General features: G+C 67.4%; 20 protein-coding genes. 13 read left to right on the top strand and 7 right to left on the bottom strand.

Annotation, left to right across the window (positions count from 1 at the left end):
* Positions 1 to 4: 4 nt before the first annotated feature.
* From VGK20_17805 to VGK20_17820, 4 genes are all read right to left on the bottom strand, one after another.
* The gene (locus VGK20_17805; GenBank protein ID HEY2775901.1) at positions 5 to 751 is read right to left on the bottom strand and encodes a DUF4410 domain-containing protein; all 747 of its coding nucleotides are present in this window, start codon (positions 749 to 751) and stop codon (positions 5 to 7) included.
* A 358-nt stretch (positions 752 to 1109) separates the two neighbouring features.
* The gene (locus tag VGK20_17810) at positions 1110 to 2498 is read right to left on the bottom strand and encodes a sulfatase (protein ID HEY2775902.1); all 1389 of its coding nucleotides are present in this window, start codon (positions 2496 to 2498) and stop codon (positions 1110 to 1112) included.
* Positions 2499 to 2622: 124 nt separating this feature from the next.
* Entirely contained in the window at positions 2623 to 4191 is a 1569-nt protein-coding gene (locus VGK20_17815) for a long-chain-fatty-acid--CoA ligase (protein HEY2775903.1), read from the bottom strand.
* Between the two features lie 96 nt (positions 4192 to 4287).
* Positions 4288 to 6372 (bottom strand): hypothetical protein, encoded by a 2085-nt coding sequence (locus VGK20_17820; GenBank protein HEY2775904.1) that lies wholly within the window; start codon positions 6370 to 6372, stop codon positions 4288 to 4290.
* A 295-nt stretch (positions 6373 to 6667) separates the two neighbouring features.
* Here VGK20_17820 and VGK20_17825 point away from each other — a divergent pair, with 295 nt between their 5' ends.
* The 4 genes from VGK20_17825 to VGK20_17840 all read left to right on the top strand — a co-directional run bounded on the left by VGK20_17825 (position 6668) and on the right by VGK20_17840 (position 11577).
* Positions 6668 to 7756: a carbohydrate porin gene (locus VGK20_17825; GenBank protein ID HEY2775905.1), complete on the top strand. Its 1089-nt coding sequence runs from the start codon at positions 6668 to 6670 to the stop codon at positions 7754 to 7756.
* Positions 7753 to 8682, top strand: coding sequence for a DMT family transporter (locus tag VGK20_17830; GenBank protein HEY2775906.1), 930 nt, complete (start codon positions 7753 to 7755; stop codon positions 8680 to 8682). The genes VGK20_17825 and VGK20_17830 overlap by 4 nt, the downstream gene beginning before the upstream one ends.
* A 247-nt stretch (positions 8683 to 8929) precedes the next feature.
* The gene (locus VGK20_17835) at positions 8930 to 9979 is read left to right on the top strand and encodes an ABC transporter substrate-binding protein (GenBank protein HEY2775907.1); all 1050 of its coding nucleotides are present in this window, start codon (positions 8930 to 8932) and stop codon (positions 9977 to 9979) included.
* Positions 9980 to 9990: 11 nt separating this feature from the next.
* Positions 9991 to 11577 carry an ATP-binding protein gene (locus tag VGK20_17840; protein HEY2775908.1) on the top strand — a complete coding sequence of 529 codons (1587 nt, stop codon included), beginning with the start codon at positions 9991 to 9993 and terminating at the stop codon, positions 11575 to 11577.
* A gap of 72 nt (positions 11578 to 11649) precedes the next feature.
* Here the strand turns inward: VGK20_17840 and VGK20_17845 are convergent, their stop codons facing one another.
* Together VGK20_17845 and VGK20_17850 are read right to left on the bottom strand one after the other, a co-directional pair.
* On the bottom strand, positions 11650 to 12957 hold the full coding sequence (locus VGK20_17845) for a hypothetical protein (GenBank protein HEY2775909.1): 1308 nt from the start codon (positions 12955 to 12957) through the stop codon (positions 11650 to 11652).
* 160 nt (positions 12958 to 13117) lie between these two features.
* Positions 13118 to 13540, bottom strand: coding sequence for a DUF3995 domain-containing protein (locus VGK20_17850; GenBank protein HEY2775910.1), 423 nt, complete (start codon positions 13538 to 13540; stop codon positions 13118 to 13120).
* Positions 13541 to 13971: 431 nt separating this feature from the next.
* On the opposite strand from VGK20_17850, the gene VGK20_17855 reads away from it, so the two are divergent.
* Positions 13972 to 14103, top strand: coding sequence for a hypothetical protein (locus tag VGK20_17855; GenBank protein ID HEY2775911.1), 132 nt, complete (start codon positions 13972 to 13974; stop codon positions 14101 to 14103).
* 62 nt (positions 14104 to 14165) lie between these two features.
* Here the strand turns inward: VGK20_17855 and VGK20_17860 are convergent, their stop codons facing one another.
* Positions 14166 to 16211: an alkyl sulfatase dimerization domain-containing protein gene (locus tag VGK20_17860; protein HEY2775912.1), complete on the bottom strand. Its 2046-nt coding sequence runs from the start codon at positions 16209 to 16211 to the stop codon at positions 14166 to 14168.
* Between the two features lie 215 nt (positions 16212 to 16426).
* Here VGK20_17860 and VGK20_17865 point away from each other — a divergent pair, with 215 nt between their 5' ends.
* From VGK20_17865 to VGK20_17900, 8 genes are all read left to right on the top strand, one after another.
* Positions 16427 to 16759: a hypothetical protein gene (locus VGK20_17865; GenBank protein ID HEY2775913.1), complete on the top strand. Its 333-nt coding sequence runs from the start codon at positions 16427 to 16429 to the stop codon at positions 16757 to 16759.
* A gap of 117 nt (positions 16760 to 16876) precedes the next feature.
* Positions 16877 to 17506 (top strand): RNA polymerase sigma factor, encoded by a 630-nt coding sequence (locus VGK20_17870; protein ID HEY2775914.1) that lies wholly within the window; start codon positions 16877 to 16879, stop codon positions 17504 to 17506.
* A 1-nt stretch (position 17507) separates the two neighbouring features.
* On the top strand, positions 17508 to 18107 hold the full coding sequence (locus tag VGK20_17875; protein ID HEY2775915.1) for a hypothetical protein: 600 nt from the start codon (positions 17508 to 17510) through the stop codon (positions 18105 to 18107).
* Entirely contained in the window at positions 18104 to 18613 is a 510-nt protein-coding gene (locus VGK20_17880; GenBank protein ID HEY2775916.1) for a periplasmic heavy metal sensor, read from the top strand. Before VGK20_17875 ends, VGK20_17880 begins: the two co-directional genes overlap by 4 nt.
* Entirely contained in the window at positions 18588 to 19910 is a 1323-nt protein-coding gene (locus VGK20_17885; protein ID HEY2775917.1) for an efflux RND transporter periplasmic adaptor subunit, read from the top strand. The genes VGK20_17880 and VGK20_17885 overlap by 26 nt, the downstream gene beginning before the upstream one ends.
* 16 nt (positions 19911 to 19926) lie before the next feature.
* Entirely contained in the window at positions 19927 to 22020 is a 2094-nt protein-coding gene (locus VGK20_17890; protein ID HEY2775918.1) for an ABC transporter permease, read from the top strand.
* A 48-nt stretch (positions 22021 to 22068) separates the two neighbouring features.
* Positions 22069 to 23574 carry an efflux transporter outer membrane subunit gene (locus tag VGK20_17895; GenBank protein ID HEY2775919.1) on the top strand — a complete coding sequence of 502 codons (1506 nt, stop codon included), beginning with the start codon at positions 22069 to 22071 and terminating at the stop codon, positions 23572 to 23574.
* Positions 23571 to 23767: hypothetical protein (locus VGK20_17900; GenBank protein HEY2775920.1), on the top strand; the 197-nt coding region annotated here is incomplete at its 3' end. The genes VGK20_17895 and VGK20_17900, both read left to right, overlap by 4 nt.

Here is a 23767-nt window from a genome sequence, read left to right on the forward strand (position 1 = left end):
GTGACTACTCGCGCTTTGCTTTCTCGCTCTTCTCGGGCGCGATCCAGCCCTGCTTCGCGAAGTACTCCGACAGGTATTTCACCGCCTGCTGCCCGCTTCGGCCGGCGAGGTTTCCGGTCGCGCTGCGATGGACCTTGATGCCACCGATGGCGGCGTTCGTCGCGACGGCCGCAGGAGCTACTCCACCGGTGACGACGGCGCCGGCCGTCATCGTCACCGCCGCGCCCGGCAGCTCTCCGCTGTCGGCGTGGGTGGAGAAATCGACGAGCTTCTCGCGATCCGGACCGAGGTAGACCTGCAGCTGCGCATCGATGCGCGACTTGCCGGAACCGAAGCCGATGACGACGCGGCGCAGGCGACTGCCCTCGTTGATGTCGATGAATTCGCCGTCGATCAGCAACTCCCCGCGCCCGGGCTCGGTACCGCGCGCCACCCTCGTCGCATCGAAGCCGAGCTTGCGCAGGCCTTCGACCGTGTCGTCGCCGAATGCGTCGACGGCCTCCTTCGCCACGGCCTCCTTGCGCTGGTTGAGAGATTTTCCCTGGGCCTTCGCCCTGGTATTCGCGGTCACGCTGCTGTTGGGGTTCACCTGCGACTCCCTGGTCGCAAGGTCACTGACGAGAATGCGCTGGGGTCGCGGAAGGCCCGCCGGCTTTGCTTCCTGCTGGGGGCGCACTCCGGCGGTGCTGCACGCGCCGGCAGTGACAAGGGCGGCAACGAGACCACAGCGCACAAAAGAAGAAACGTTCATGCAGGCTCCTGTCGGGGCATCGCACCGGGCAATCACGACTCGTGACTTGCAGCACGACGGCGCGGGAAAACCGAAACGGAACCGACGCTACGACAAAAACCGCCGGCGAACAATCACCGCTGGGGCTACCCGTCGGAGCCAAACGTGCGCCAGTTCACAGCCGGGGGCGCGTGGCTGCGCCTGCCAGCGGGAGTCTTAGACGAAGCGGCTGCCGCCCGGCTCATTCTTCCACCCGGATGCTCGCGCCCCGGCTCTCGACCGCCGCGCGGCAGAACGCCATGCGAGGCCCGTGCCCCGGGGACGCCCCGATACTGCGTCCGGGCCCGGCCTGCCGTGCTTGTCGAAGACGCGCGCCGAGTTACTGTAGATAACCGAACGAGCGAAGCTCACCCTTGAGCTTCTCGTCGATCACGGCCGGAGCGGAATCCGGCGAGGCGGCGCGCGTTGCCGCCGTCAGTGTCGACAGCGCCTTGGCCAGCTCGGGATGCTCGGCCACGACGTTGTGCTTCTCGTCCGGATCCACCGAGTGGTCGTACAGCTCTTCGCGGGCGACCTTGTAGTAGTCGCCCTCGGGCGCGCATTTGGGCGTAATGCCGTCCGGGTTGCTGATGTAGCGCCAGCGGCTGGTGCGTACCGTCTGCATCGATTCGTGCGAATCGGCGCTGTACCACTCGCTCGATGCGATGGCGTCACCGCCGTCAGCCGCGCGGGCGTCGCCACCGCCCGGTTGCTGCAGCAGGGATTTTCCCTCGAACGACGAGAGCAGCGGCAGCCCGACCAGCTTCGCCAGGGTCGGTGTCACGTCGGCCATCGCGACGATGCGCGAGACGCGCGTGCCGGCGCCGGCTCCGTCCGGGAGCGCCACGATCATCGGAATCCTCAGCACCGATTCGTAGATCGAGCACTCGTGGTAGAGGTAGCGGTTGTGCTGCCAGAGGTCTTCGCCGTGATCGGCGACGAAGACGACCACCGTACGCGCGGCCAGGCCTTCCTGCTCGAGCGCTGCCATGAGTGCTCCGACCTGCGCATCCGCGAAATGCACTTCCCCGTCATACAGTCCGTTGACCTCGGCCAGGTCGTCCGGCGAAAGGTCCGCCTGGCGCAGCACGATCCCGTCGAGGAACACGCGCTCGCGACTTACCGGCCCCGCGTAGTCCTTGCGCGTGAACAGGTCGTGCGCCGCCGGAGGATTGTACGGCGCGTGCGGTGCCATCAGGTGCACCCAGGCAAAGAACCTGCCGGTGGCGTTCGCACGGAAGAATTCGATCGCCGCCCTGGTGATCGCGACGTCGTCGCCGCACTGCCTCTCGTCGAACTCTTCCCTGCTCCTGGCCAGGTTGCAGACGCTCCCGCCGGTAAAAGCCGCGGTCCGGTAGCCACCGTCGTGGGCGAGACCGATGACGGTCGCAACCTCGGGGTCGAGGTACTGGCCGTTCCAGCGCAGGTTCGTCGTCGACGGCGCAAGTGACGTCAGCATCGTCGCCAGCGACGGCCACGTCATGCCGCGCGGTGCGTACGCGCGTTCGAACGTGATCGCGCGGCGCGCGAGCGCATCGATCGACGGAGACGTCGCCCGGCTGTATCCGTAGTTGGAGAGACGGTCGGCACGCAGCGTGTCGACCGAGATCAACAGGACGTTGTCGCCGGGATAGGAATGATCGGCGGGACGGCCGGCGGGACGCAGCAGGAACGCAGCGGCGGCGCCGGCGGCGAGAGCCACGAACAGGAAAACGAGCCTGCGCGCCATCACGGATCCATCCACGTGGTGCGCACGGTGGTGCGCACGCGGCGGTCCGCCACCACATAGCACGCGGGAGTAGCGCCGAGAAGCCGGCGGCAACGGCTTGCCGCGACGGCGCAGCCTCCGCCGCTCAGTTCACGCGACGCTCGAGACCGGCCCAGTACGGCTCGCGCAACTCGCGGCGCAGGATTTTGCCCGACGGATTGCGCGGCAACGCCGCGAGGAAATCGACCGATTTGGGGCACTTGTACGCTGCGATCCGTGTCTTGCAGTACGCGATGATGTCACCCTCGCCGAGAGTGGCGCCCGTTTCGAGCACGACGCAGGCCTTGACCGCTTCTCCCCACTTCTTGTCCGGCACTCCGATGACCGCAGCGTCCGCAACCTGCGGATGACTCATCAGCGCGTTCTCGACCTCGGCCGGATAAATGTTCTCCCCACCGGAAACGATCATGTCCTTGACGCGATCGTGGATGAACAGGTAGCCATCATCGTCGAAGTAGCCTGCATCGCCCGTGAGGAACCAGCCGTCGACGATCGAGGTCGCCGTCGCGTCGGGGTTGCCCCAGTATCCCTTCATCACCGTCGGCGACTTGATCGCGATCTCGCCCACTTCGCCGGGCGGCAGCGCCTGGCCGCCCGCGCCGAGAACGCGGATCTCGAAACCCGGATAGGCGCGCCCGCACGAACGCAGCTTGCCGAGCGAAGGATCGTGGCTCGGTCCGTCCAGCGCCGTGCCCGCGCCGACCGTTTCGGTCAGACCGTAAAGCTGCGTGAATGAGCAGTTGAAGAGCTTCGTCGCGCGCAGAAGCACATCCTCGGAGATGGGAGAAGCCCCGTAGAAAACGTGTCGCAGCGACGAGAAGTCGTGGCTTTCCACGCCGGGCACCTGCAGCAGGAACTGGATGACGGCCGGCACCAGGAACATGTTGTTGATCTGGTAGCGAACGAGGAAATCGAGCACGGCGCGCGGCTCGACCTGTTTCATGATCACGGCGCGGGCACCCTGGCCCGTCGTCACCAGGCCCATGTTCACCCCGGCCACGTGGAAGTTCGGCATCGCGACGAGGTTCGAATCGCCCGCCTCGTAGTCGGCCCAGCCGGCCTTCTGCGCAAGCTCGAAGAACGCGATGTAGTTCGCGTTGGTCAGCTGCACTCCTTTCGGATGCCCGGTGGTGCCGCTGGTGTAGAGCTGGAGCACGTCGTCGTCCGGCGCGATGCCGAGCATCGGGTCGACATCGCTTTGCGAGTCTCTCCACGATGCGAACTCCGGCCAGGACCCGTGAGCGCCGTCGATCGCGACGATGTGGCGCACGGTCCGAAGCTCGCCGCGGATCTTTTCGACGACTTCGAGGAACTCGGCGCCGACGAACAGCACCTCGGCACGCGCGTCGTTCAGGACATAGACGATTTCGGGCGCAGCCAGTCGCCAGTTGACGCCGACCAGCACGGCGTTGGCCTTGAAGCATCCGTAGACGACTTCGAAGAAACGGTCGGAGTTGAGGCCCATGTAGCCGATTCTGGCCTGGGGCTCGACGCCGAAAGCGACGAGGCCATTGGCGATGCGGCTGGCGTGCCGGTCGAGCTGCCGGAACGTCGTCGTGCGTTCCTCGAAGACCTGCGCGACGCCGTCCGGCCTTCGGCCGGCCTGCTGGCGCGTAAGGTCGGCAAGCGCGTGGAGATCGGAAAAATCGAACATGCGCAAAACTCCTCGACAAGGGCCGCGCAGACGTGCGGGCGGCGCCTTTCTATCGCAAAGGAGAGTCGTGGGGTATCGCTTCCGCAACGGTCCCGGTCAGGGACACGAGTTGCTGCCGGGAACGTAGACGGCTGCCGGATCCCCGGCACAAAGCGCGACGAGCGAGCCCTGGCGACGGATGCGGGCCGGCCCGGGCAGTCCGATCGACGTGTTCGCGCCGATGCTCGAGGTCGGCGGCACGCAGAACGTCGCGCCGACCAGCGGATCGGACGGGTCGGGGGCGCCCGTCGCGACGATCGGATCGAGGAAACACTTGCGCGACTGGACGAGGCTGCAGGCACCGGCGTCGAAGCCGAGCCGATCGACGCTGCAGTCGAAATTCGATGCGCAAGCGCGGATGCCGGTGCCGTCGGCCATCAGCAATCCGTCGCAGAAGGTGTCGTTCGGGCCGCCGGAGCAGGTTCCTTCGCCGTTTCCTTCGTCGGTGCACGATCCGCTGCAGGAATTGGGCAGCGGCGTCGTGCCGGGGCCCGACGCCGAGCACGTGGAGGCGTCGCAGGGACCGAGATCGACTCCCTGGCAGTCGGAGTTGGTGCTGCAGGTTCGCGCGGTCGCGCCGCTGCAGCGCGTGTTGCCGAGCACCGTGCAGGTTCCAAGGTCGAAGTTCGTGCAATCCTGGCTGCTGTTGCATGCGTGGCCGGAAGCGGACGCGCAACTCTTCACGCCGGCGCAGTCGGAGTCCGCGTGACAGACCAGATCCGCGTGGCCGCTGCAGACGAGGCACGGACAGAGCCGGCCCGTGAACGGGTCGCACGGAAGAGTTCCCGCCAGCGAAGCGGTGCCGGTGGTCTCGAAATCGAGCACCGGAACACCGAAGTCGCCGAGCTGCGACGACGGATCGGGCAGGCAGTCGAGGCTGTAGCCGGCGCCGCCACCCGCAGGGAATGCCCGGTTGGTTGCCGTGACGTCGCAGCTCCGGCCGTCGTTGGCGCCGCCGATGCATGTTCCATCGCGGTGACCGTCGCCGGCAGTCGCATCGAGCACGCAGGGATTGGCGCCGCCGCAGTCGGCGTTGCCCGTGCAGGGCTGGCCTCCGGACGTGCAGGAGCCGCCGCAGATCGGGCAGGGCAGCGCGAGGCTGTCCCCTTCGTAGGTGAGCAGCTCGAGCTTCTTCGAAATGCCGCTCGCACCGCTGTCGACGTCGATCGTTCCGGTGACGTCGGCGACCAGCTCCGGCACGACGCAGAACGGAAAATCGACGGACGCCACCGGAATCGGTGTTTCCTCGTAACAGGCGCAGGCGGCGGCGCCGGAACAGGTGCCGGCGCACTCGGCGTTGGTGGAGCAGGTTTTTCCGGCGTCGCTGCCGCAGCGCGTGACGACGGCGCAGGGCCGGGCGTCTTTCGGGCAGTCGGTGTTCGTCGTGCAGACGGTATCGGGTGCCAGCGCGCAGTGCAGCGCGCATGCGCCGTTGTTGCAGTCGGTGTCGTCGGAACAGGACCGGCCGTCGAACGCTCCGCCGGAGCAGGCCGGGCACTGCGCGTGGTCGGTCGCGAACGGCTCGCTGCAGACGCTGCGCGAGTCGTTCGCGCAGCGGCAATTGCCGGCGGACGCATCGACTCCCTCGACCTGGCACTGGCCGCATCCGGAATCGCTGCCGTTGCAGAGGATCGAGAGCATCAGCGATGAGCCGTCGTCGAGCGCGATGTCGTGCGCTTTGCCCGTCCAGCCGAGATCGAGCTCGCTCGCGGTTCGACACAGCCCGATCGAAGTGTCGCAGGCTCCGGCGCTGCAGTCGTCATTCGACACGCAGGTGGCGCCGAAGCCTCCGCGCGTGGTCCAGCGCACCGAGACGGGGCAACCTGCTGCACCGGTGCACGACGGGCAGTGGAGCGTGACGTCCTGACCGACCGCGAACTTGAGGCACAGCAGCGCGTCGCTCGCGGTGATGTCGCTGCTGTCGTTGACGTCGCAGGTGCACAGCAGGCAGGAGCGAAGCTGTACCGCGGCATTGAGGATGTAGAGGCAATCGCTCGTCTTCGGCTGGGTCTGGCTGACCGGGACTCCGCAATCGCCGGTAGCCGCTGCGGCCGCAGGCTCCAGGATGCGCAGCATCGCGGCAACGACCAGCAGCGCAACGGGAGCGGCAACGGTCGCGATGGAAAAGGTGGATCGCTTCACGGCGACGATTCTTTCGCCGGGCGGCGTTCGCGCACAATACGGCATCTACGGAAAACGCGCCGCCGGCCCCCGCGCCTGCCCTCGAAAAGGGGTCGGCACACCCGGATGGCCCTTGGCGCCCCGAAATGCCCGAGCGCAGACCCTCGTTTTGAATGACCGCGGCCGTCCGAGCATGGTCGCCGCCCATATGGAGAGTCGGAGGCAGGGGCACAGCCCGAGGCTGGCGCTGGTGCCCGGGCTGAGGCGGAGCCGCCGGCGCGGCGCCTGCGCCGGGGCGGCGCTCGCCCTGGGACTCGTGGCGCTGGCGTCGGCTTCGCGCGCAGAAGACCCGGCCGCGTGGCTCGCAGGACCCGATGCGACCGGCGACTGGGGCGGCGAGCGCACCAAACTCGACGAGCACGGCGTCCACTTCGACGTCACCTACACTTCCGAAGTTTTCACACGCGACTTCGAGGCAGTGAAATACCGGGGTGACGCCGACCTGATGCTGACGGTCGACACCGCAAAGGCCGGCATGTGGAAAGGCGGGACCTTGTTCGGCTACGCGCAGGACGACCGCGGCGACGGCGTCTCCCCGCACCTCGGACTGGTGATGCCGGTATCGAACTACGAAGCTCCGGCGTTCACCCAGCTCTCCGAGCTGTGGATCTACCAGCAGCTTCCGGCGGGTTTCGCGCTGCGCCTCGGCAAGCAGGATGCCAACCGCGATTTTGCGTCCCCGCGTTTCGGCGGCAACTTCCTCAACTCGTCGTTCGGCGTGCTGCCGACGGCGCCGATGCCGTCGTTTCCCGCGCCCGCGCTCGGCGCTTCCCTGTTCGCGCAGCCCGCATCCTGGCTGAGCCTTCGCGGCGGCGTCTACGACGGCTCGTCTCGCAGCGAGTCGTTTGCCGGCAGTGCATTCAACCACGGCGGCGGCGTGTTCGCGATCGGTGCCGCGCGCCTGGAGCAAGGCCTCGACGGCCCTCGCGACATCGTATGGCAGGTCGGAGGCTGGCACCTGAGCGGGGACAACCGCAGCGGCGGCTTCGCCGTCGGCGACCTGTTCGTGCATATGCCGGTGACCGACGCTCATCCGGACCCGCGTACGTTCCAGTTCTTCGTGCGCACCAACTTCGAACCCGACGCCAAGTCCGGCCCGGACGGAAAAGTCGCCAAGGTCTACGTCGGCGGCGGCGCCACCGCGCACGGCTTTTTCGGCAAGAACAACACCGTCGGACTCGGCAGCGGCTACGTGTCGGTCGAGGGCGCGGACGAGACTTTCCTCGAGCTGTTCTTCAAGTGGAGACCGCTGGCGTGGTTCACGATCGAGCCCGATGCGCAGTTGTACTTCGACGGCAATGACACGCACGTCGTGATTGGTCTCAGGACGAAGCTCAAGCTGTGAGCGACGAGCGCGATACGGACGCGCGGGCGCTGGGTCTTGCGGCAGTTGCGACCACCGTGCTGCTGTGGGGACTGAGCGCCGTCGCAATCAAGGCCGTGTCGACGACGGGCCTGGTCACGACGATGTACCGGCTCGCGTTCGCGAGCCCCGTGCTGCTCGCTTCGCTGGCGACTGCGTCGGTGCGGCGCCGCCTGGATCGCGACTGGGCCCGCGCCTGCGTCATCGGCGGGCTGCTGTTCTCGCTGCACCAGATGCTGTACTTCCAGAGCCTGAAGCTCACCACCGTGACCAATGTCACGATCATCGGCGCCCTTCAGCCGGCTCTCGTGCTGCTGCTCTCCGGTCCGCTGTTCGGCGAGACTGCTGCTCCGGGTTCGCTCGCATGGTCTGCGCTGGCGCTGGTCGGCACCGGGCTGGTGGTGCTCGGCTCCAGCCACGGCGGCTCCTCGAGCATCGCGGGCGATGCGATGGCGTTCGTCAACCTGTTCGCGTTCACTGCGTATTTCCTCGCGTCCAAGCGCTTCCGCGAACGAATCCACGCGTGGGACTACGTCGCCGGCATGACGATCGTCGCCGGCGTGGTCGTCACTTCCATCACGCTGGCCTCCCACCCGGACTTCGGGCGGCCGCGCCCCTGGGAATGGGTCACGCTGGCGTGGCTCGCGCTCCTTCCCGGAACGCTCGGTCACGTCCTGACGAACTGGGCCCACGCGCACGTTCCGGCCTTCGTCTCCTCGATGATCCTGCTCGCGGTACCGATCGTCGCCGCCGCCGGGGCGCACGTGCTGCTCGGCGAAGTCCTCTCCCCCGTGCAGCTGGCCGGCGGCGCCATCGTGCTGCTGTCGATCGCGGCGATCATCCGCTCGGCGCCCGGCAGCGAGCGCGAAGTGCTCGCCGAAGCGACGCAGTTCACAGAAGCGCCCTGACCTGCCCCAAAAGCCGCGCCTCGTTGTGCACGGCGATACGAACATCAGTGACGCGCAGCACGTATTGCCGGCGCAGCGGACCGCAAAGCCGCAGCCGTTCGGGCCGAGCCGAGCGCCGGGCACCAGCGCCAACGACCCGCGGAGGGACGATAAACTGGCGTCAGGTCGGCGAAACCGTCACAAATGGCGGTGGGGGACGGCGCTTTTCCAGGGCCAGACGCGTCCCCTCAGGGCGGTTTGTTGCGCGATGGCTCGTCGGCTCCGATGGACAGCATTCCTGGCGCCCCTGCGGCGGTTTCGCCGCCAGGCGCCGCGCCGCGCGAGCATTCTCGCGGTAGCGGCGGCCGTCCTGCTGTCGTGCAACCCCGAAGCCTCGCCTCCGCTGCGGGTCGGGATCTGCCCGCGGGTGCCGGCCGAGCTCGCGTTCATTGCACGGGATCTGGGATTTTTTGCCGACCATGATGTCGAGCTGGTGCAGTACAGCTCGCCGATCGAGCTCGCCCGCCATCTTCGAGAAGGCAGCCTCGATGCGGCGGCGCTGACGCTCGACTTCGTTCCTTACCTCGCAGCGTCGATCCCGTCGCTGGACGTGGTGTTCGTGCTCGGTGTCTCCAAGGGCGCCGACGGCATCGTGGCCGGAGCAGAGATCGGCGACCTGGCGGGGCTTCGCGGCAAACGCATCGGTCTGGAAGCGAGCCCCCTCGGTGCCCACCTTCTGCTGCGTGCTCTGAAAGCAGGAGGCCTGTCCCAGCGTGACGTCGAAGCCGTCTCCGTCGACGGCGAGGACCAGGCCGATGCCTTTCTCACGCACCAGGTGGACGCGGTCGTAACCGCCGATCCCGATCGCCGGCGCCTGCTGTCGTCGGGCGCGACGTCGCTGTTCGACAGCTCGCGAACGCCGGGCGAGATCGTCGACGTGCTGCTCGTGCCCGGCACGACTGTCGCCACCCAGGACAAGGCGCTGCGCAAGCTCCTGGACGGATGGCTTGCGGCATTCACTCGCCTGGACGACGACCACGTGCCGACGGTCGCCAAGCTCGCATCCGGACTGTGGGTGGATTCGGCGGCGATCGAGCAGGCGCTGGCGGGAACCCGCCTCGGCGACCTCGCGCTCAACCACGAGATGCTGGCCGGACCGCGACCGAAGCTGGCGTCGGTGCTCGAGGACACCGAAGCCCTCGCGGTCGAAGCGGGGCTGCTTCGCCCCGACCACCGTGAGTCGGTTCGCTTCGATGATTCGTTCCTCCCGGGCGTGGTCTCGCGACCGCTCGGCCAGAGTGGGGGCGGCACGCCGTGATGTTGCGCGGCATGCGGCTGCGGTATGCCGTCCCGCTGCTCGTGCTCGGCGTCGGCGTGATCGTCGCGGCGCTGTTCCTGTTCATCGAGCTGCGCCAGACCAACGATCGCGCAGTCAGGAGCGCGATCCAGCAGCTCGGCGTGCTCAGCGGCATCATGGTCGACGACATCGAGCGGGCGCTGCGGCGCGGCGACCGCGTCAACGTGCGCGACACCTTCGATCCGGTGCGAGCCACGCGCACCACGCGAGCGGCATTCGTGCTCGACGAATCCGACCGCGTGCTCTACGCCACCGACCGCGCCAGCGAAGGTTACGAGCTCCCGCGCACCAGCTTCGCGTCCGACACTGCCCTGGTCGACAGTGTCAGGCGCAGCGGCCGGCCCCAGTACCAGGTGAGCGAAGACGGCTCCCTGCTGCTGTGGGCCCACTCGTTCTCGATGCCGCCGCGAAGCGGCGAGCTGCTGCCCACGCGCAGCGGCGTGCTGCTCGTCCTTTACAACCTCGACATCCCGCGCCTGGAATCGCTGCGCGACGCGCTGTCGCGCACCGGCACTGCGTTGCTGATGATCGCGCTCCTGTGCGTGCTCGTGACGTGGATCTTCCACCGCTCGTTCACGCCGCGCATCAGCGCCCTGATCCGCTCGACGGAGAAGATTGCCGACGGCGACTACCAGGGCGTCCCGCACATCGCCGGAGACGACGAGCTCGCGACGATCGGCCGGGCGATCTCGCAGATGGCCTCGGCACTCGACCGCGAGCAGCGCAAGCTGCTGAAGTCGGAAGCCGACCTGCGAAAGCTCAACAGCGAGCTGGAGACGCGGGTGCGCGAACGCACTTCCGAGGCGATCGGCTATGCCCTCGACATGGAAGCGTTCGCGTTCATGATCTCCCACGACCTTCGCACGCCGCTGCGATCGATCGCCGGGTTCGCCCAGGTGCTGGCCCAGGACAACGCGGCGACGATCGGCCAGGAAGGCCTCGAGAACCTCGGCCGCGTGCTGCTCAACGCCAAGCGCATGAACCGGCTGATGGACGACATCCTCGCGCTGTCGCGCCACGGTCGCCAGCCGCTGCAGACCACCGACGTCGACATGGCGATGCTGGGAAGGTCGGTTGCCACCGAGCTGCTCAGCGACCAGAAGAATCCCGACCGCATCCACCTGCGCATCGACGACATGCCGCCGGCCACGGCCGACGAAGGCCTGCTTCGCCAGGTCATCCAGAACCTGCTGTCCAACGCGATCAAGTATTCCGCCGTGCGCGAAACCGCGGAGATCCACTTCGGATGCACGCGCGACTCGCGCGGGCCGGTGTACTTCGTGGCCGACAACGGGATCGGCTTCGCGATGAAATACGCGAACCAGGTGTTCGCCCCGTTCAAACGCCTGCACGCGCCGAGCGAATACGAAGGCACCGGCGTCGGGCTCGCGATCGTAAAGCGCGTGCTCGACCGGCACGCAGGCAGCATCTGGGTCCGCAGCCAGTTCGGCGCGGGCACGACGTTCTACTTCTCGTTCTTCCGGGCCAGCGAAGCCATCGAGCTCGCGCGCCAGGGCGATACCGAAGCATTCCGTCGAGTAGGCGAAGTGCTGCAGTAACGGGCGTGCTGCGAATAGTGGACAACGCCGGCCGGCGCGCGAGCGCGCCGATCCGACCGCGAAAGCCTGCCCTTACGGCAGCCGTACCTGGAAGCTCTTCGCGTCGTTGCGAACCGGCTCGTTCGAGTAGTCGGCCGTCCAGCAGTCGGCAGCATCGACCGTATTGACGAGCTGCACACGGACGGGAAGCTGTCCGGCCGTAAGCGGAGTCGCCAGCGATGCGAGCCCCGAGCCGACGGCGGACACCTGGGCCTTGGTCGCCCCCATGTCTCCCGGCGTGATCTGGGACTTGCGAACGCCGCTGCTGCTGCCGCTGGAGTCGCGATAGCTGTAGCGACCGGCGATCATCGTCGACGCGTTCCAGTGGCTGCCGTGCGCGATCGTCGCCTGCGTGAGCAACGAGCCGTTGGCATAGACGCAAAGTGCGTAGTCGGTCGTCGAGACCGGATCCCCGAGTGCCGACGGATCCACGGCATCACCGCGGCCCCACGACCACAGCAGCTTGTTTCGCGAAGGATCCATCGAGCTCGTCGTCAGCGAGAAGCGGGACTGGCCCGGGGCGAAACAGCCCGAGCGCGGCGAGGCGTCGCAGGCGATCGTCGGCGTCATGCTGCCGCGCACCGCCCGGGCGTTGTACGCGTCGGTCTTGGACGGAGAACTGAGGCCGCCGGACGACACCGTGTAGCACTCGAGCCACGCCAGGTCGTTCGAGCCGTTCACCGTCGAATCCGTCCAGCTATGGTAGAACGGCGAGCAGCTGCACTCGGAGGTTGCGCCGGCGCCGTCCACCGTGCAGCCGGGATTTGCGGTCGTGTACGGCGGGTCGCCGGCGCTGTACGGTCCGCAGTTGCTGTTGAACTCCGGTGGATTGCAGCCGCCGATCGTGTCGCCGCACGTCGCGCCGACTTCGATGCTTTCGGCTTCTGCCGGCAGTCCGGTGAACGATCCGTTCTGTCCGGCTGCGGTCGGAATGCGCCAGTCGTGGTGTCCGGCAAAGCCGCCGCCCCCGTTCAACGTCGCGAGGAACTGCGTGAACAAGCCGCCGTCGCGCGCACTTCCGCTGCTCGTCCACGCGTAAACCTTGTTCAGGTCGTGGATGCCGTCGGCGTTGTCCTTCTTTTCCCACACCAGGCACGTGGCGCGGTCGGTAATCGTGCCGTCGCCGTTGTCGACGAAGCGCGGCGAAGCGCCGGGATTGGCCGAGCACGTCGAGCAGACCTGGCCGCTGCAGGTTTTTGCGAAGGTACCGTCGCTGCCGGCGTCGCAGGTCGCGCCGTCCGGGCGTCCGGTGCACGGATCGGCTCCGGCCGTCGTACCGGCACAGATGACCAGCGTCGCCAGCGAAACCGCGAGGTATCGCGCCTTCTTTCGTGCTTTCACAGGGTTCCCCTCCGCCGTGCGGTCTGATCCGGGGGAATCTTGGCCGCGCGGCTTTCGACTTGTCAACGAAAGCGCGGGCCTGAACCGGCGTTCAACCCGAGGCCAGCGCCATCGCGCGGGGATTCATGCCCGGTCGCTTGCCGGAACGGCACGCGCCGAATCAGTGAAGACAATCGGAAAAGGCGATCCACAGCGTGGCCAGGCCGAGGATCAGGCTGAGCGGAGAAAACAGGCGCGTGTCCCATTCGGCGAACACGGTGCCGCGGACGCGCTTGAAGAAGCCGAGCATGTGAAAGTCTCCGACGGCGCGGAGCACGAGCACGATGCCGACGGCGATCGTCCCGAACTGGGTCCACGCATCGGGAAACGGAGAGCGCAGCAGCCCGCTGCGGGTCGTCACGAGGATCGACGCAAGCGCGAGCGCAGCGGCCATCGCGTACCAGTCGCGCGGCTCAGGAACGAAGACAGGCTTGCCGTCGATCTCGGGAATGACGGGCGAAGATTCGCCCTCGACGCCTTCGACACCACCATAGACGTGCAGCATCGACAGTACGGCGAGCACAGAAGCGATCGTGAATGCCATCGAAGTCCCCCAGGGAGCAGCGATACCGAATCGAAAGACGCGGGACCGAGCTTGAGAAGGCCGGCGCGGACGACGCAGACCCTGCACCAGAGCGTCCGGCATCCTGATCGAGGACGCACGCGATTTCGAGGCAAACCTTTCGATATTTTGGCGCTGCAGCGCGTCGTCAGCCGCGCGTCGGCCGTGACGCCGTATTTCGCATCGCGGCGCGCCGCGTCTTCGGCACCTTTCACACGACACGTGCAATGATTTCCGGCCGCTGCCGGGCGCGGCGCCCGGTTGCGTGATTCGCCAGGTTTTTCGAGGGACTCGGCAGCAGTCGCCGTCCTTGGGGATCCCCCCGTCAGGGTATTGACGACCGCTGTTTTCGCCTTAGCTTAACAACGGCAAGCGCCGAATGTCGGGCTTCGAAAGCCCGGAGGAGGTGCGTGATGAACAGAGCAACCTGGAACATGTTTCACGACAAGGCAGCGCACTTGATCGAGCGGCGCGTCGAGATTCCGCTCGTCGTCGGTGCCGTCATCGTCGCTCTCTACGTCGTCTTCTATCATCTGAAGTTCTGACGGGAAGCGAGCGAAAAGCGCGCGCGCACGCAACGTGCGCGCGCGTAGACAATGTCGGCCCCTCAAGGGGTCACGATCGCGAATTTTCCATCCGGTTTGTCGAGCAGGGAGAAAAACGCCAGCACGTCGAGGCGGCTGCCGTCCACCGTCAGTTCGTTCGAGAAAATCATCTCGCGAAGGCCGGCTTCGCCGATGCTCAGGCGCACGAGGAATTCGCGCGACAGATGAATCGTCGCGCTTGCCGCCGGATCGCCCTCGGTCGCGGTCTTCTCGTGGTGAAGCACGGAGTTCTGCACCTTGACGACGTGGGTTTCGCCGACGTCGGTAAAGACGAAATTGATCGCGAGCGTCTTTCCTTCTGCTTTCGGAGCGTCGAGGCGCACGGCCATCGCATCGAAGAATCGTGACGGCGTGAGGTGACGAAGCAGGTCACCGGCGGCCGAGGGCCTGAGCGCCGAAGGCTGGGTGCCGTGGCGCAACTCGAAAGCGCCGGTCAGGTATTCGTCGCGCCACGGCCCGGATTCGGCCTGGTAGCCGAGCTGGTCGTAGGTTCGGGCGAGAAGGTCGCGCGCCGCCTGGTTGCCGGAATCGGCAAACACGAGATCGTTCAGCAGCGTCGCGGTCCAGCGGTAGTCGCCGCGGTCGAAGGACTCGCCGGCGCGCTTCAGGACGGCGTCGGCACCGCCCATCTCATCGACGTAGTGCGTCGCCTCCTCGACCGGCGGCAGCGGGTCGAGGTTGGCCGGATTGCCGTCGTACCAGCCGAAGTACGCCTGGTAGACCGCCTTGGCGTTGTGGCGCACGGTGCCGTAGTAGCCGCGCTCGGAGAACGCGACCTTGAGCGAGGCCGGCAGTTCGAGCTGCTCGGCGATCTGGCGCGGCCCCAGCCCCTGGTTGGCGAGCCGGAGAGTCTGGTCGTGGATGTACTTGTAGACGTCCCTCTGGCGCTCGAGGAACGCCACCGCACGCTCCTTGCCGAACGTCGGCCAGTGGTGGCTCGCAAATACGACGTCGAGATCGGGAAACAGCTTGATCGCCTGGTCGATGTAGCCGCTCCATCGCAGTGCATCGCGCACCTTCGCGCCCCTCAGCGTATACAGGTTGTGCAGCGTGTGCGTGACGATCTCGGCACCGCAGTAGGCCTTGCTGTCCGGCAGGTAGAACGCCGCCTCCGCCGGCGCCTCCGACTCCGGCACGTACTGGAAGCGGAACGGGACGCCGTCGATCACCAGGTCCGACGTGGTGGAGTCGATGAGCTCGGTAGGCTCGATGATCGAGATGCTTCCGATGGCCGGCGCTTTGCCGAGACCGGTGTCGACGTGGCCGCGCTCCGAGCGTGACAGCGCGCTTCCATACATGAACGTCGCACGGCGCCCCATCGCGATGCCGGCCAGGACGTTCTCGCTCGTCGCCTCTTCGACGAAGCCGCGCGGTGCGATGACGCGCAGTTTCTTCGCATCGGAATAAGGATCGGCGAGCACGGCCGCGATGCCGCCGAAATGATCGACGTGGCTGTGCGTGAAGATCACCGCGACGATCGGGTCGGTGCCGAGATGCTTGCGCGCCAGCGCCAGGGCCGCCGCCGCCGTTTCCTTGCAGGTCAGCGGGTCGACGACGATCCAGCCAGTCTTGCCGCGAATGAGCGACAGGTTGGACAGGTCGTAGCCGCGCACCTGGTAGACGCCTTCGGCAACACGGAACAGGCCGCCGATGCCGTTCAGCCTGGCCTGGCGCCAAAGGCCCGGGTTTACGCTCGACGGCGCGCTGCCATCCACGAATGCATAATCGGACCGTTTCCAGATTGGCGGCGCCGACGGATCGCTGCCTCGCACTTCGAGATTGGCGTCGTCGGCGATGAAGCCCTGGCGCGCATCGTCGAAATCCTTGCCGTCGTCGGGCGGCAGCGCGGCGGCAGCCTTTGCGTTCGCATCGATCGTCTGGCGCGTCGGCTCGGAGTTTCCGTCGACGCCCGGGCCGGACGGCCTCGCGGCCGTCGGCGGCGAGGAAGGCTGGCCGCATCCGCAGGCCAGCACCCCGCAGCCCAAGGGCACCAGCGCCGCCACCACGAGTGCGCGCAGCCGGTGCGGCCACCGCGAAATCACGATCATCGGGTTGCTCCTTTCCGGCCGCGCATGGCGCGGACCTCTGCTGGCGGCCGCGCGTTGCGCGGGCCTTTCCTCGGACGGATTCCTTTGGTCGCGCCGCCTTCGAGATCGCTGCGTGGGGGGCAGGCCATCGAAAACCGCGACGGATTTCCGGCGGCAGGCCGTTTCACGAAGTAGCAGCCGGATCGAACACCCCGGCCGACGGAGAGGAAACACCGATGAAACCACGCTACGTTCTTTCCGCGACGACCCTTGCCGTCGCTCTTTGCGGCGCCGCCGTCGTGCGGCCGGCTTTCGCACATTGTGACGGCCCGGACGGCGACATGCGAGCCAGCTTCGAGGCCGTCGTCTCGTCGGCGTTCGCGCAGGCCGACGCCGATGCCAACGGCAAGCTCACCGCAGAGGAGTTTGCGAACTTCCACGATATCCTGCGGCGCCAGATGGAAGCCGCGCATTTCCAGGCTCTCGACAAGGACGGCGACGGCGCCGTCTCGCTCGACGAGCTGAAGGCGGACCACCACGGGGGGCCGCCTTTCGGGCCGGGACTCTGATCGCAGGGAGCAACGACACTGCGCCAGTCGCAACGTGCAGGCCTTTTCGCGCCATCCGGCCGGAGCCTTCCCGAAGGTTCCGGCGCCGCGCCACGGGCGCGAAACCTGCGCGCGCAGTTGCCGGAACCGCTGCGACAGGCCCGGGCAGCGCATCCGATGGGAGAAAGCGACGAGGAGCTGATGCTGCGCGCCGGAACCGGCGATCGCGACGCCTGCGAAAAACTCGTCGCACGCCATCTCGATCGCATCGTCCGGCTCGCGACGATCGCGCTGGGCAACCGAGACGACGGCGAGGAGGCGGCGCAGGAAACATTCCTTCGCGTGTGGGCCGCCGCACCGCGGTGGAAACACGAAGAGGCGCGCTTCACGACGTGGCTGCACCGTGTCGTCGTCAACGTTTGCCTCGACCGAATGGCGAGGCAACGGACAAAACCGGGCGAACCGCTGACCGAAGAACCTCGCGACCCTCGGCCCGGACCGGGCGCGTCCGTGGCCAGGTCGCAGCGGGCGGAGCGCGTGCGCGGCGAGCTGGCCTCGCTGACCGAATCCCAGAGGCTCGCGGTGGCGCTGTGTTACTTCCAGGGATTTTCGAACGAGGAGGCCGCGGCGTCGCTGGCGGTCAGCATCGACGCCGTCGAATCGCTGCTTTCCCGTGCACGGCGCAGCCTGCGCGAGCGCCTGCGCCACGTCCTTCCCGAGCTCGCCGGAACTGCCGGTCGTGCACGCCGCGGCGCGCAAGGAGACTGAGATGACCGAGACGATGCGACCCGACGAACATCCTCGCAAAGCGCACGACGAGCCAAGACCCGTTTCGGTCGAGCGCCTCGGCGAGATCCTGTCTGTGTACGGAGCCGATGCGCGGCGCTGGCCTGCATGCGAGAGGCAGGCAGCCGAGCGCCTGGTGTTGCGCTCCAGCGAGGCCTCGGCGATGCGACGAGAGGCCGCCGAGCTGGACGCCTTGCTCGATCTTCTGCAGAGCGAAGAGGCACTGCCCGCTGCATCGCCGGATGCGGCCGCGCTGGCGGACCGCGTGATGGCGGCTGCTCCGCGACCGCGCTCGCGCCGGCTGCGCACGACGCTGGTTGCCGTCGTCCCGCTGGCCGCCGCCGCGGTCCTCGCCGTGTGGATCGCGATGCCGCACGGCACCGCTGCGGTCCGCTCCAGCAGCTCGGAAGTGCCCGTCGGCCAGTATTCCAGTCCTACCGACGTCCTGCTCGAGCCCTGGGGCATCGACATTTCCGATTCGATGCCGAGCTTCGGCTGCGCGGATTCCGAGCTCGGCTGCTCCCAGACCCCGGCCCCGGCGCGCCAGTCGAGCCGGGTACCCGTTGTGAGGACCTTCGCATGAAACGATACGCGGTTCCGGTCATTCTCTGTTGCGTGCTCTGTCGCGCGCTCCTGGGCCCCACGCCCGCACAGGCCCAGATGGGCGGCCCCGACGACGGCGGCATGCACACCGTCGGAGACCATGGGTTTTCGCCGCCGGCTTTCCTGCAGCGCGTGTTTCCTCCAAAGGTCGTCATGCAGCACCAGGAAGAGATCGGCCTTACGCGCGAGCAGGCCGATGCGATCAAGAAGGACATGAACGACACCCAGCAACGCCTGACCGACCTCCAGTGGAAGCTGGACGGCAGCTCGGAAGCTCTCGACAAGATGCTGTCCACCGACCACGTCGACGAGCAGGCCGTGCTCGCGAAGCTCGACGAGGTGACGACCACCGAACAGGAGATCAAGAAGACGAACTTCGCCCTACTGGTGCGAATCAAGAATCATCTCGATCCGGCCCAGCAGCAGAAGTTGCGCACGCTGCGCGCGTCCATGCCTTTCGGTGGCTTTGCCGGACACCCCCACTGACGCGGCGGCCGCGGGCCCGGCCAGGCCCGCGGCCGCTCCACCAGCGCGTCGCCGCCGCTATCGCCGGCTCGCCGCTGCGTCGCTCGTCGTCGTGGTCGTGGTCCTGCTGGCGTGGCGATGGTGGTCGCGCGCGCCCGAGACGCAGTATGTGACGGCGCCGGTTTCGCGCGGTGACGTCGTGCGCACCGTCATTGCCACCGGCGCGGTCAATCCCGTCACCACCGTCCAGGTAGGAAGCTACGTCTCCGGCGTCATTCAGGCGCTGCACTGCGACTACAACACGCGCGTGACGGCAGGCCAGCTCTGCGCCGAGATCGATCCGCGTCCGTTCCAGGTCGTCGTCGACCAGAACGCGGCCAACCTCGCGATGGCGAGGGCCCAGCTCGACAAGGACCATGCGACGCTCGCGTTCTCGAAGATCGTCGCCGATCGCGACGAAAAACTCCTGAAGAGCGGCGGCCTATCGCAGGAAACGGTCGACACCGACCGCAGCAACCTCAGCCAGAGCCAGGCGGTCGTCGCGCTGGACGAGGCCACGATCGCGCAGCGTCAGGCCGCGCTCGATGCCGCAAACGTCAACCTTGCGTACACCAGGATCATCTCGCCGGTGGACGGCATCGTCGTTTCACGCAGCATCGATGTCGGCCAGACCGTCGCGGCCAGCTTCCAGACACCGACGCTGTTCCTGATCGCGAAGGACCTGACCAAGATGCAGGTCGACACCAACGTCAGCGAGTCGGACGTCGGCGAGGTCAAGGTCGGGCAGGACGCGACCTTCACCGTCGAGGCTTACCCGGAGCAGAACTTCCCGGGGAAGGTCGCCCAGCTTCGCCAGGCCCCGATCACCGTGCAGAACGTCGTGACTTACGACGTCGTCGTCAACGTCGACAACCCCGAACTCAAGCTGCTGCCCGGGATGACCGCGAACACGCGCATCGTCGCCGACCAGCGCCGCGACGTGCTTCGCGTTCCGCTGCAGGCGCTGCGTTTCTCGCCTTCCTCCGCCGCGCACGGCCCCGGGCGACCCGGCGGCCAGGGCGAAGGAGGACGTCCGGGCGACGGCCCCGGCGGCGGCGCAGGGCACGGGGGACACCACGGCAGCGCTTCGCCGTCGCGCGTGTGGATGCTGCGCGACGGAAAACCCGAACCCGTCGATGTGACGCAAGGGCTGAGCGACGGAACCATGGTCGAAATCTCCGGGGAAGGCGTGCACGACGGCGACGACGTGATCGTCAATGCCGTGCAGCCGGCCGACAAGAAAGCCGGCGCGCCGACGACGCCGCCGCTGCGTTTCTGAAGCCGCGGGTTCCGTCGTGGCTGCCGCGCTCATCGAAGTCCGCGACCTCACGAAGATCTACCATCTCGGTGACGTCGAGGTGCGCGCGCTCGCCGGGGTCAGCGTGTCGATCGAGCGCGGCGAGTTCGTTGCGATCATGGGCCCGTCGGGCTCCGGCAAATCGACGCTGATGAACGTGCTCGGCTGCCTCGACGAGCCGACCAGCGGCCATTTTCTTCTCGAAGGCATCGAGATCGCGGGCCTGGACGAGCCGGCGCTGGCGCAGATCCGCAGCCGCCGCATCGGCTTCGTGTTCCAGAGCTTCAACCTGCTCGCGCGCACCAGCGCCAGCGAGAATGTCGCGCTGCCGCTGTTTTACTCCGGCCTTACGGCCGACGCCGCCTCGCGCGTTCGCCAGGCGCTGGCGGCCATCGGTCTGGCCGGCCGCGAGAAGAGCTCGCCGAGCCAGCTTTCGGGCGGACAGCAGCAGAGGGTCGCGATCGCCCGCGCGCTGATCAACGATCCGCCGATCCTGCTGGCCGACGAGCCCACCGGCAACCTCGACTCGAAGACCGCCGACGAAATCCTCGGTACGATCCAGGCATTCAACCGCAAGCGCGGACTGACCGTCGTGCTCGTCACCCACGAGCCGGACATTGCCGCATTCGCCGACCGCGTGATCACGATGCGGGACGGCCTCATCGTCTCCGACGTGCGCCAGAAGGCGCGTCAGGCGCCGGCGCCCAATGTCGACGTCTCCGCTGCGCCGGTGCCCCCGCACGCCGACTCCAATGGAAACGGCGAAGGCATCTCGGGCGCGTGGCTGTTCGCCCGCATGGCGCTGCTGGCCGCCGCGCGCGCACTGGTGCGCAACAAGATGCGATCGGCGCTCACGATGCTGGGCGTGTTCATCGGCGTTGCCGCGCTGATCGCGATGGTCGCGGTCGGCCAGGGAGCCAACGCGGCAGTCGCAGCGCAGATCGAGAGCCTCGGCACGAACCTCCTGATCGTGCTGCCCGGCGCGACTACCAGCGCCGGCGTTCGCGCGGGCTTCGGCAGCGCGTCGACGCTGACGGTCAACGACGCGAACGCGATCAAGAAGAATGCGCCCGCCGTCGCCGAAATCGCCTACCAGAGCCGCCAGGTCGGCCAGATCCAGTACGGAAACCGCAACTGGGGCACGAGCATCCAGGGAGTCTCTCCGAGCTACCTGACGGTGCGCAACTGGCCCGTCTCCGGGGGGCGAGCAATGAGCGAGCAGGACCTCGCCGGTGCCGCCCGCGTGTGCCTGCTCGGTCAGAGCGTCGTCAAAAACCTGTTCGATCCCGACATCAATCCGGTCGGCGCGACGATCTTCGTCAAGAACGTGCCGATGGAAGTGATCGGCGTGCTCGCGGCCAAAGGACAGTCCGGCTACGGCCAGGACCAGGACGACACGTTGCTGATCCCGTTCACGACGGCCGAAAGGAAGGTGCTTGGCGTTTCGTCGCCTTCGTCACAGGTGCAGCCTCCGGCACGCGTCATCTATCCGCCGGCGCCGAATCCCTTCAACATGCAGTCCAGGCTGACGGGCTTCGTGAACCTCGTCTACGTGCAGGCGGCGAGCAAGGACCTGGTTCCCGACGCGATGAAGCAGGTGACCAGCCTTCTCGAGGAGCGCCACCACATCCAGCCTGGCCAGAGCGACGATTTCGGCGTGCGCAACATGAGCGACATCGCACAGGCAGCCGAAAGCAGCAGCCAGATCATGGCGATCCTGCTGGCCTCGGTCGCGTCGATCTCGCTGCTGGTCGGCGGCATCGGCATCATGAACATCCTTCTGGTATCGGTCACCGAGAGGACCCGTGAAATCGGCATCCGCATGGCCATCGGCGCGCGGCGCGTGCACGTGCTGCTGCAGTTCCTCGTCGAAGCCGTGCTGCTCAGCATGATCGGCGGCGGTGTCGGCGTCATCACCGGCGCGATCGTCTCGTGGATCATTTCGACCGTCGCCGAGTGGCCCACTCTGCTGTCGCCGCTGGCGATGATCGGGGCCTTTCTCTTTTCCGCGGCAGTCGGGGTGTTCTTCGGGTACTACCCGGCCAGGCGCGCATCGATGCTGAATCCGATCGAAGCGCTGCGCTTCGAATAGGGATCGTCGCCAATGGCAATGCACCGCACGAGACTTCGATTGCGCCAGATGGCAACCGCAGCCGCGCTGGCGCTGCTCGCTTGCGGCTGCCCCGTCGGACCGGATTTCCAACGACCTGCGCAACCGGAAGTCACGCAGTACACCTCTTCGCCCATGCCCGCTTCGCTTCGAGGATCGGCCGGCGAGCCTTCGCAGGCGCTGCTTCCGGGCCAGAAGCTGGCGGCCGACTGGTGGAACCTTTTCGGATCGGAGGAGTTGCGCTCAGTCGTCGAGGAAGCACTCGACGGGAGCCCGAACCTGGAAGCGGCGCGCGCGACGCTCGCGCAGGCGCAAGAGCTCGTCAAGGTCGAAGAAGCCGCGCTGTACCCGCAGCTCGACTTCGGCGCGAGCTTCGAACGCAGGCGGGTTCCCTCCGGCTCCGGGACCTCGGGCTCGACCAATTCCGACGGCGGCAGCGGGTCGTCGGGTCACGGCGCGCGCACCGGGAATCTGTTCAGTCTCGGCCCCACTGTCAGCTACACGCCGGATGTTTTCGGGCTGACGCGCCGGCGCATCGAGCAACAGAAGGCGCTGGCCCGCCAGCAGGGCTTCGCACTTGCGGCCGCATGGCTCACGCTCACCGGCAACGCCGTCAGCGATGCAATCGAGATCGCGTCGGCCGACGCGCAGATTCTCGCCGCCACGGACGTCATCGAGCAGGACCAGCAGGTTGTCGATCTCGTGCAGAAACGCTACCAGGCCGGCAAAGTCGCGCGATCGGACCTCTTGATCGCCGAAAGCCAGCTCGACAACGACAAGACCCAGCTACCGCCTCTCGAGCAGCAGATGAGCGTCGCGCGGCACGCCCTGGCGGTGCTCGTCGGCCGCCCGCCGCAGCAGTGGTCACCGCCGGCTTTCGAGCTGGACAACCTGAAATTGCCCGGCGAGCTGCCGGTGACGCTGCCGTCGGAGCTGGTGCGCCAGCGGCCCGACATTCTCGCAGCCGAGGCGTCGCTGCATGCGGCGACCGCGTCGATCGGCGTCGCGACGGCGCAGATGTATCCGTCGATCACCCTCAGCGCGTCGGCCGGCCTCGAAGCGACTTCGTTCTCTTCGCTGTTCGACTCGGACCACCTGACGTGGAGCGCCGACAGCGGCATCAACGCACCGCTGTTTCACGGCGGTGCGCTCGTGGCCGGCAAGCGTGCGGCGGTCGAAGGGGCGCGCGCGTCGCTGGCGCAGTACCACCAGACGGTGCTCTCGGCGTTCGGCCAGGTCGCCGACACGCTGCGCGGCCTTGCGCACGACCGCGACCTCGTCGAAGCGGCGCGCCGCGCGCTCGACGTATCGAGTGAATCGCTCGCGCTGCAGCGCCTCACCTACCACGCGGGCAAGACCGACCTGCTGCTGCTGCTGGCCGCCGGGCGCAGCTACAACCAGGCGCGCGTCACGTATGCGAGGGCCCAGGCGCAGCGCTACTCGGACACGGCCGAGCTTTTCGTCGCGCTCGGCGGCGGCTGGTGGAATGCGTCGGAGTTGACTGCGCAGGCGGCCGTCGCCAGCAAGGCTCCGTGAGTGCGGCAGGAATCCCGGCCGGAGGAACAGTAGAAAACGAGGAGCTTGCGGCGGCGCCCGCGTGGCGGCGGGAGCCCTACTCGGTGTTTTTTCCGCTGGGCATCGCGCTTTCCTGGCTCGGCGTCGGCCGCTGGCTCTGGTTTGCGTGGACCGGCGGCGGCCAGGACTACCTCTCGACGTGGATCTTCCACGG

The sequence above is a fragment of the Candidatus Binatia bacterium genome (assembly GCA_036493895.1).
Lineage (GTDB): Bacteria > Desulfobacterota > Binatia > UBA1149 > CAITLU01 > DATNBU01.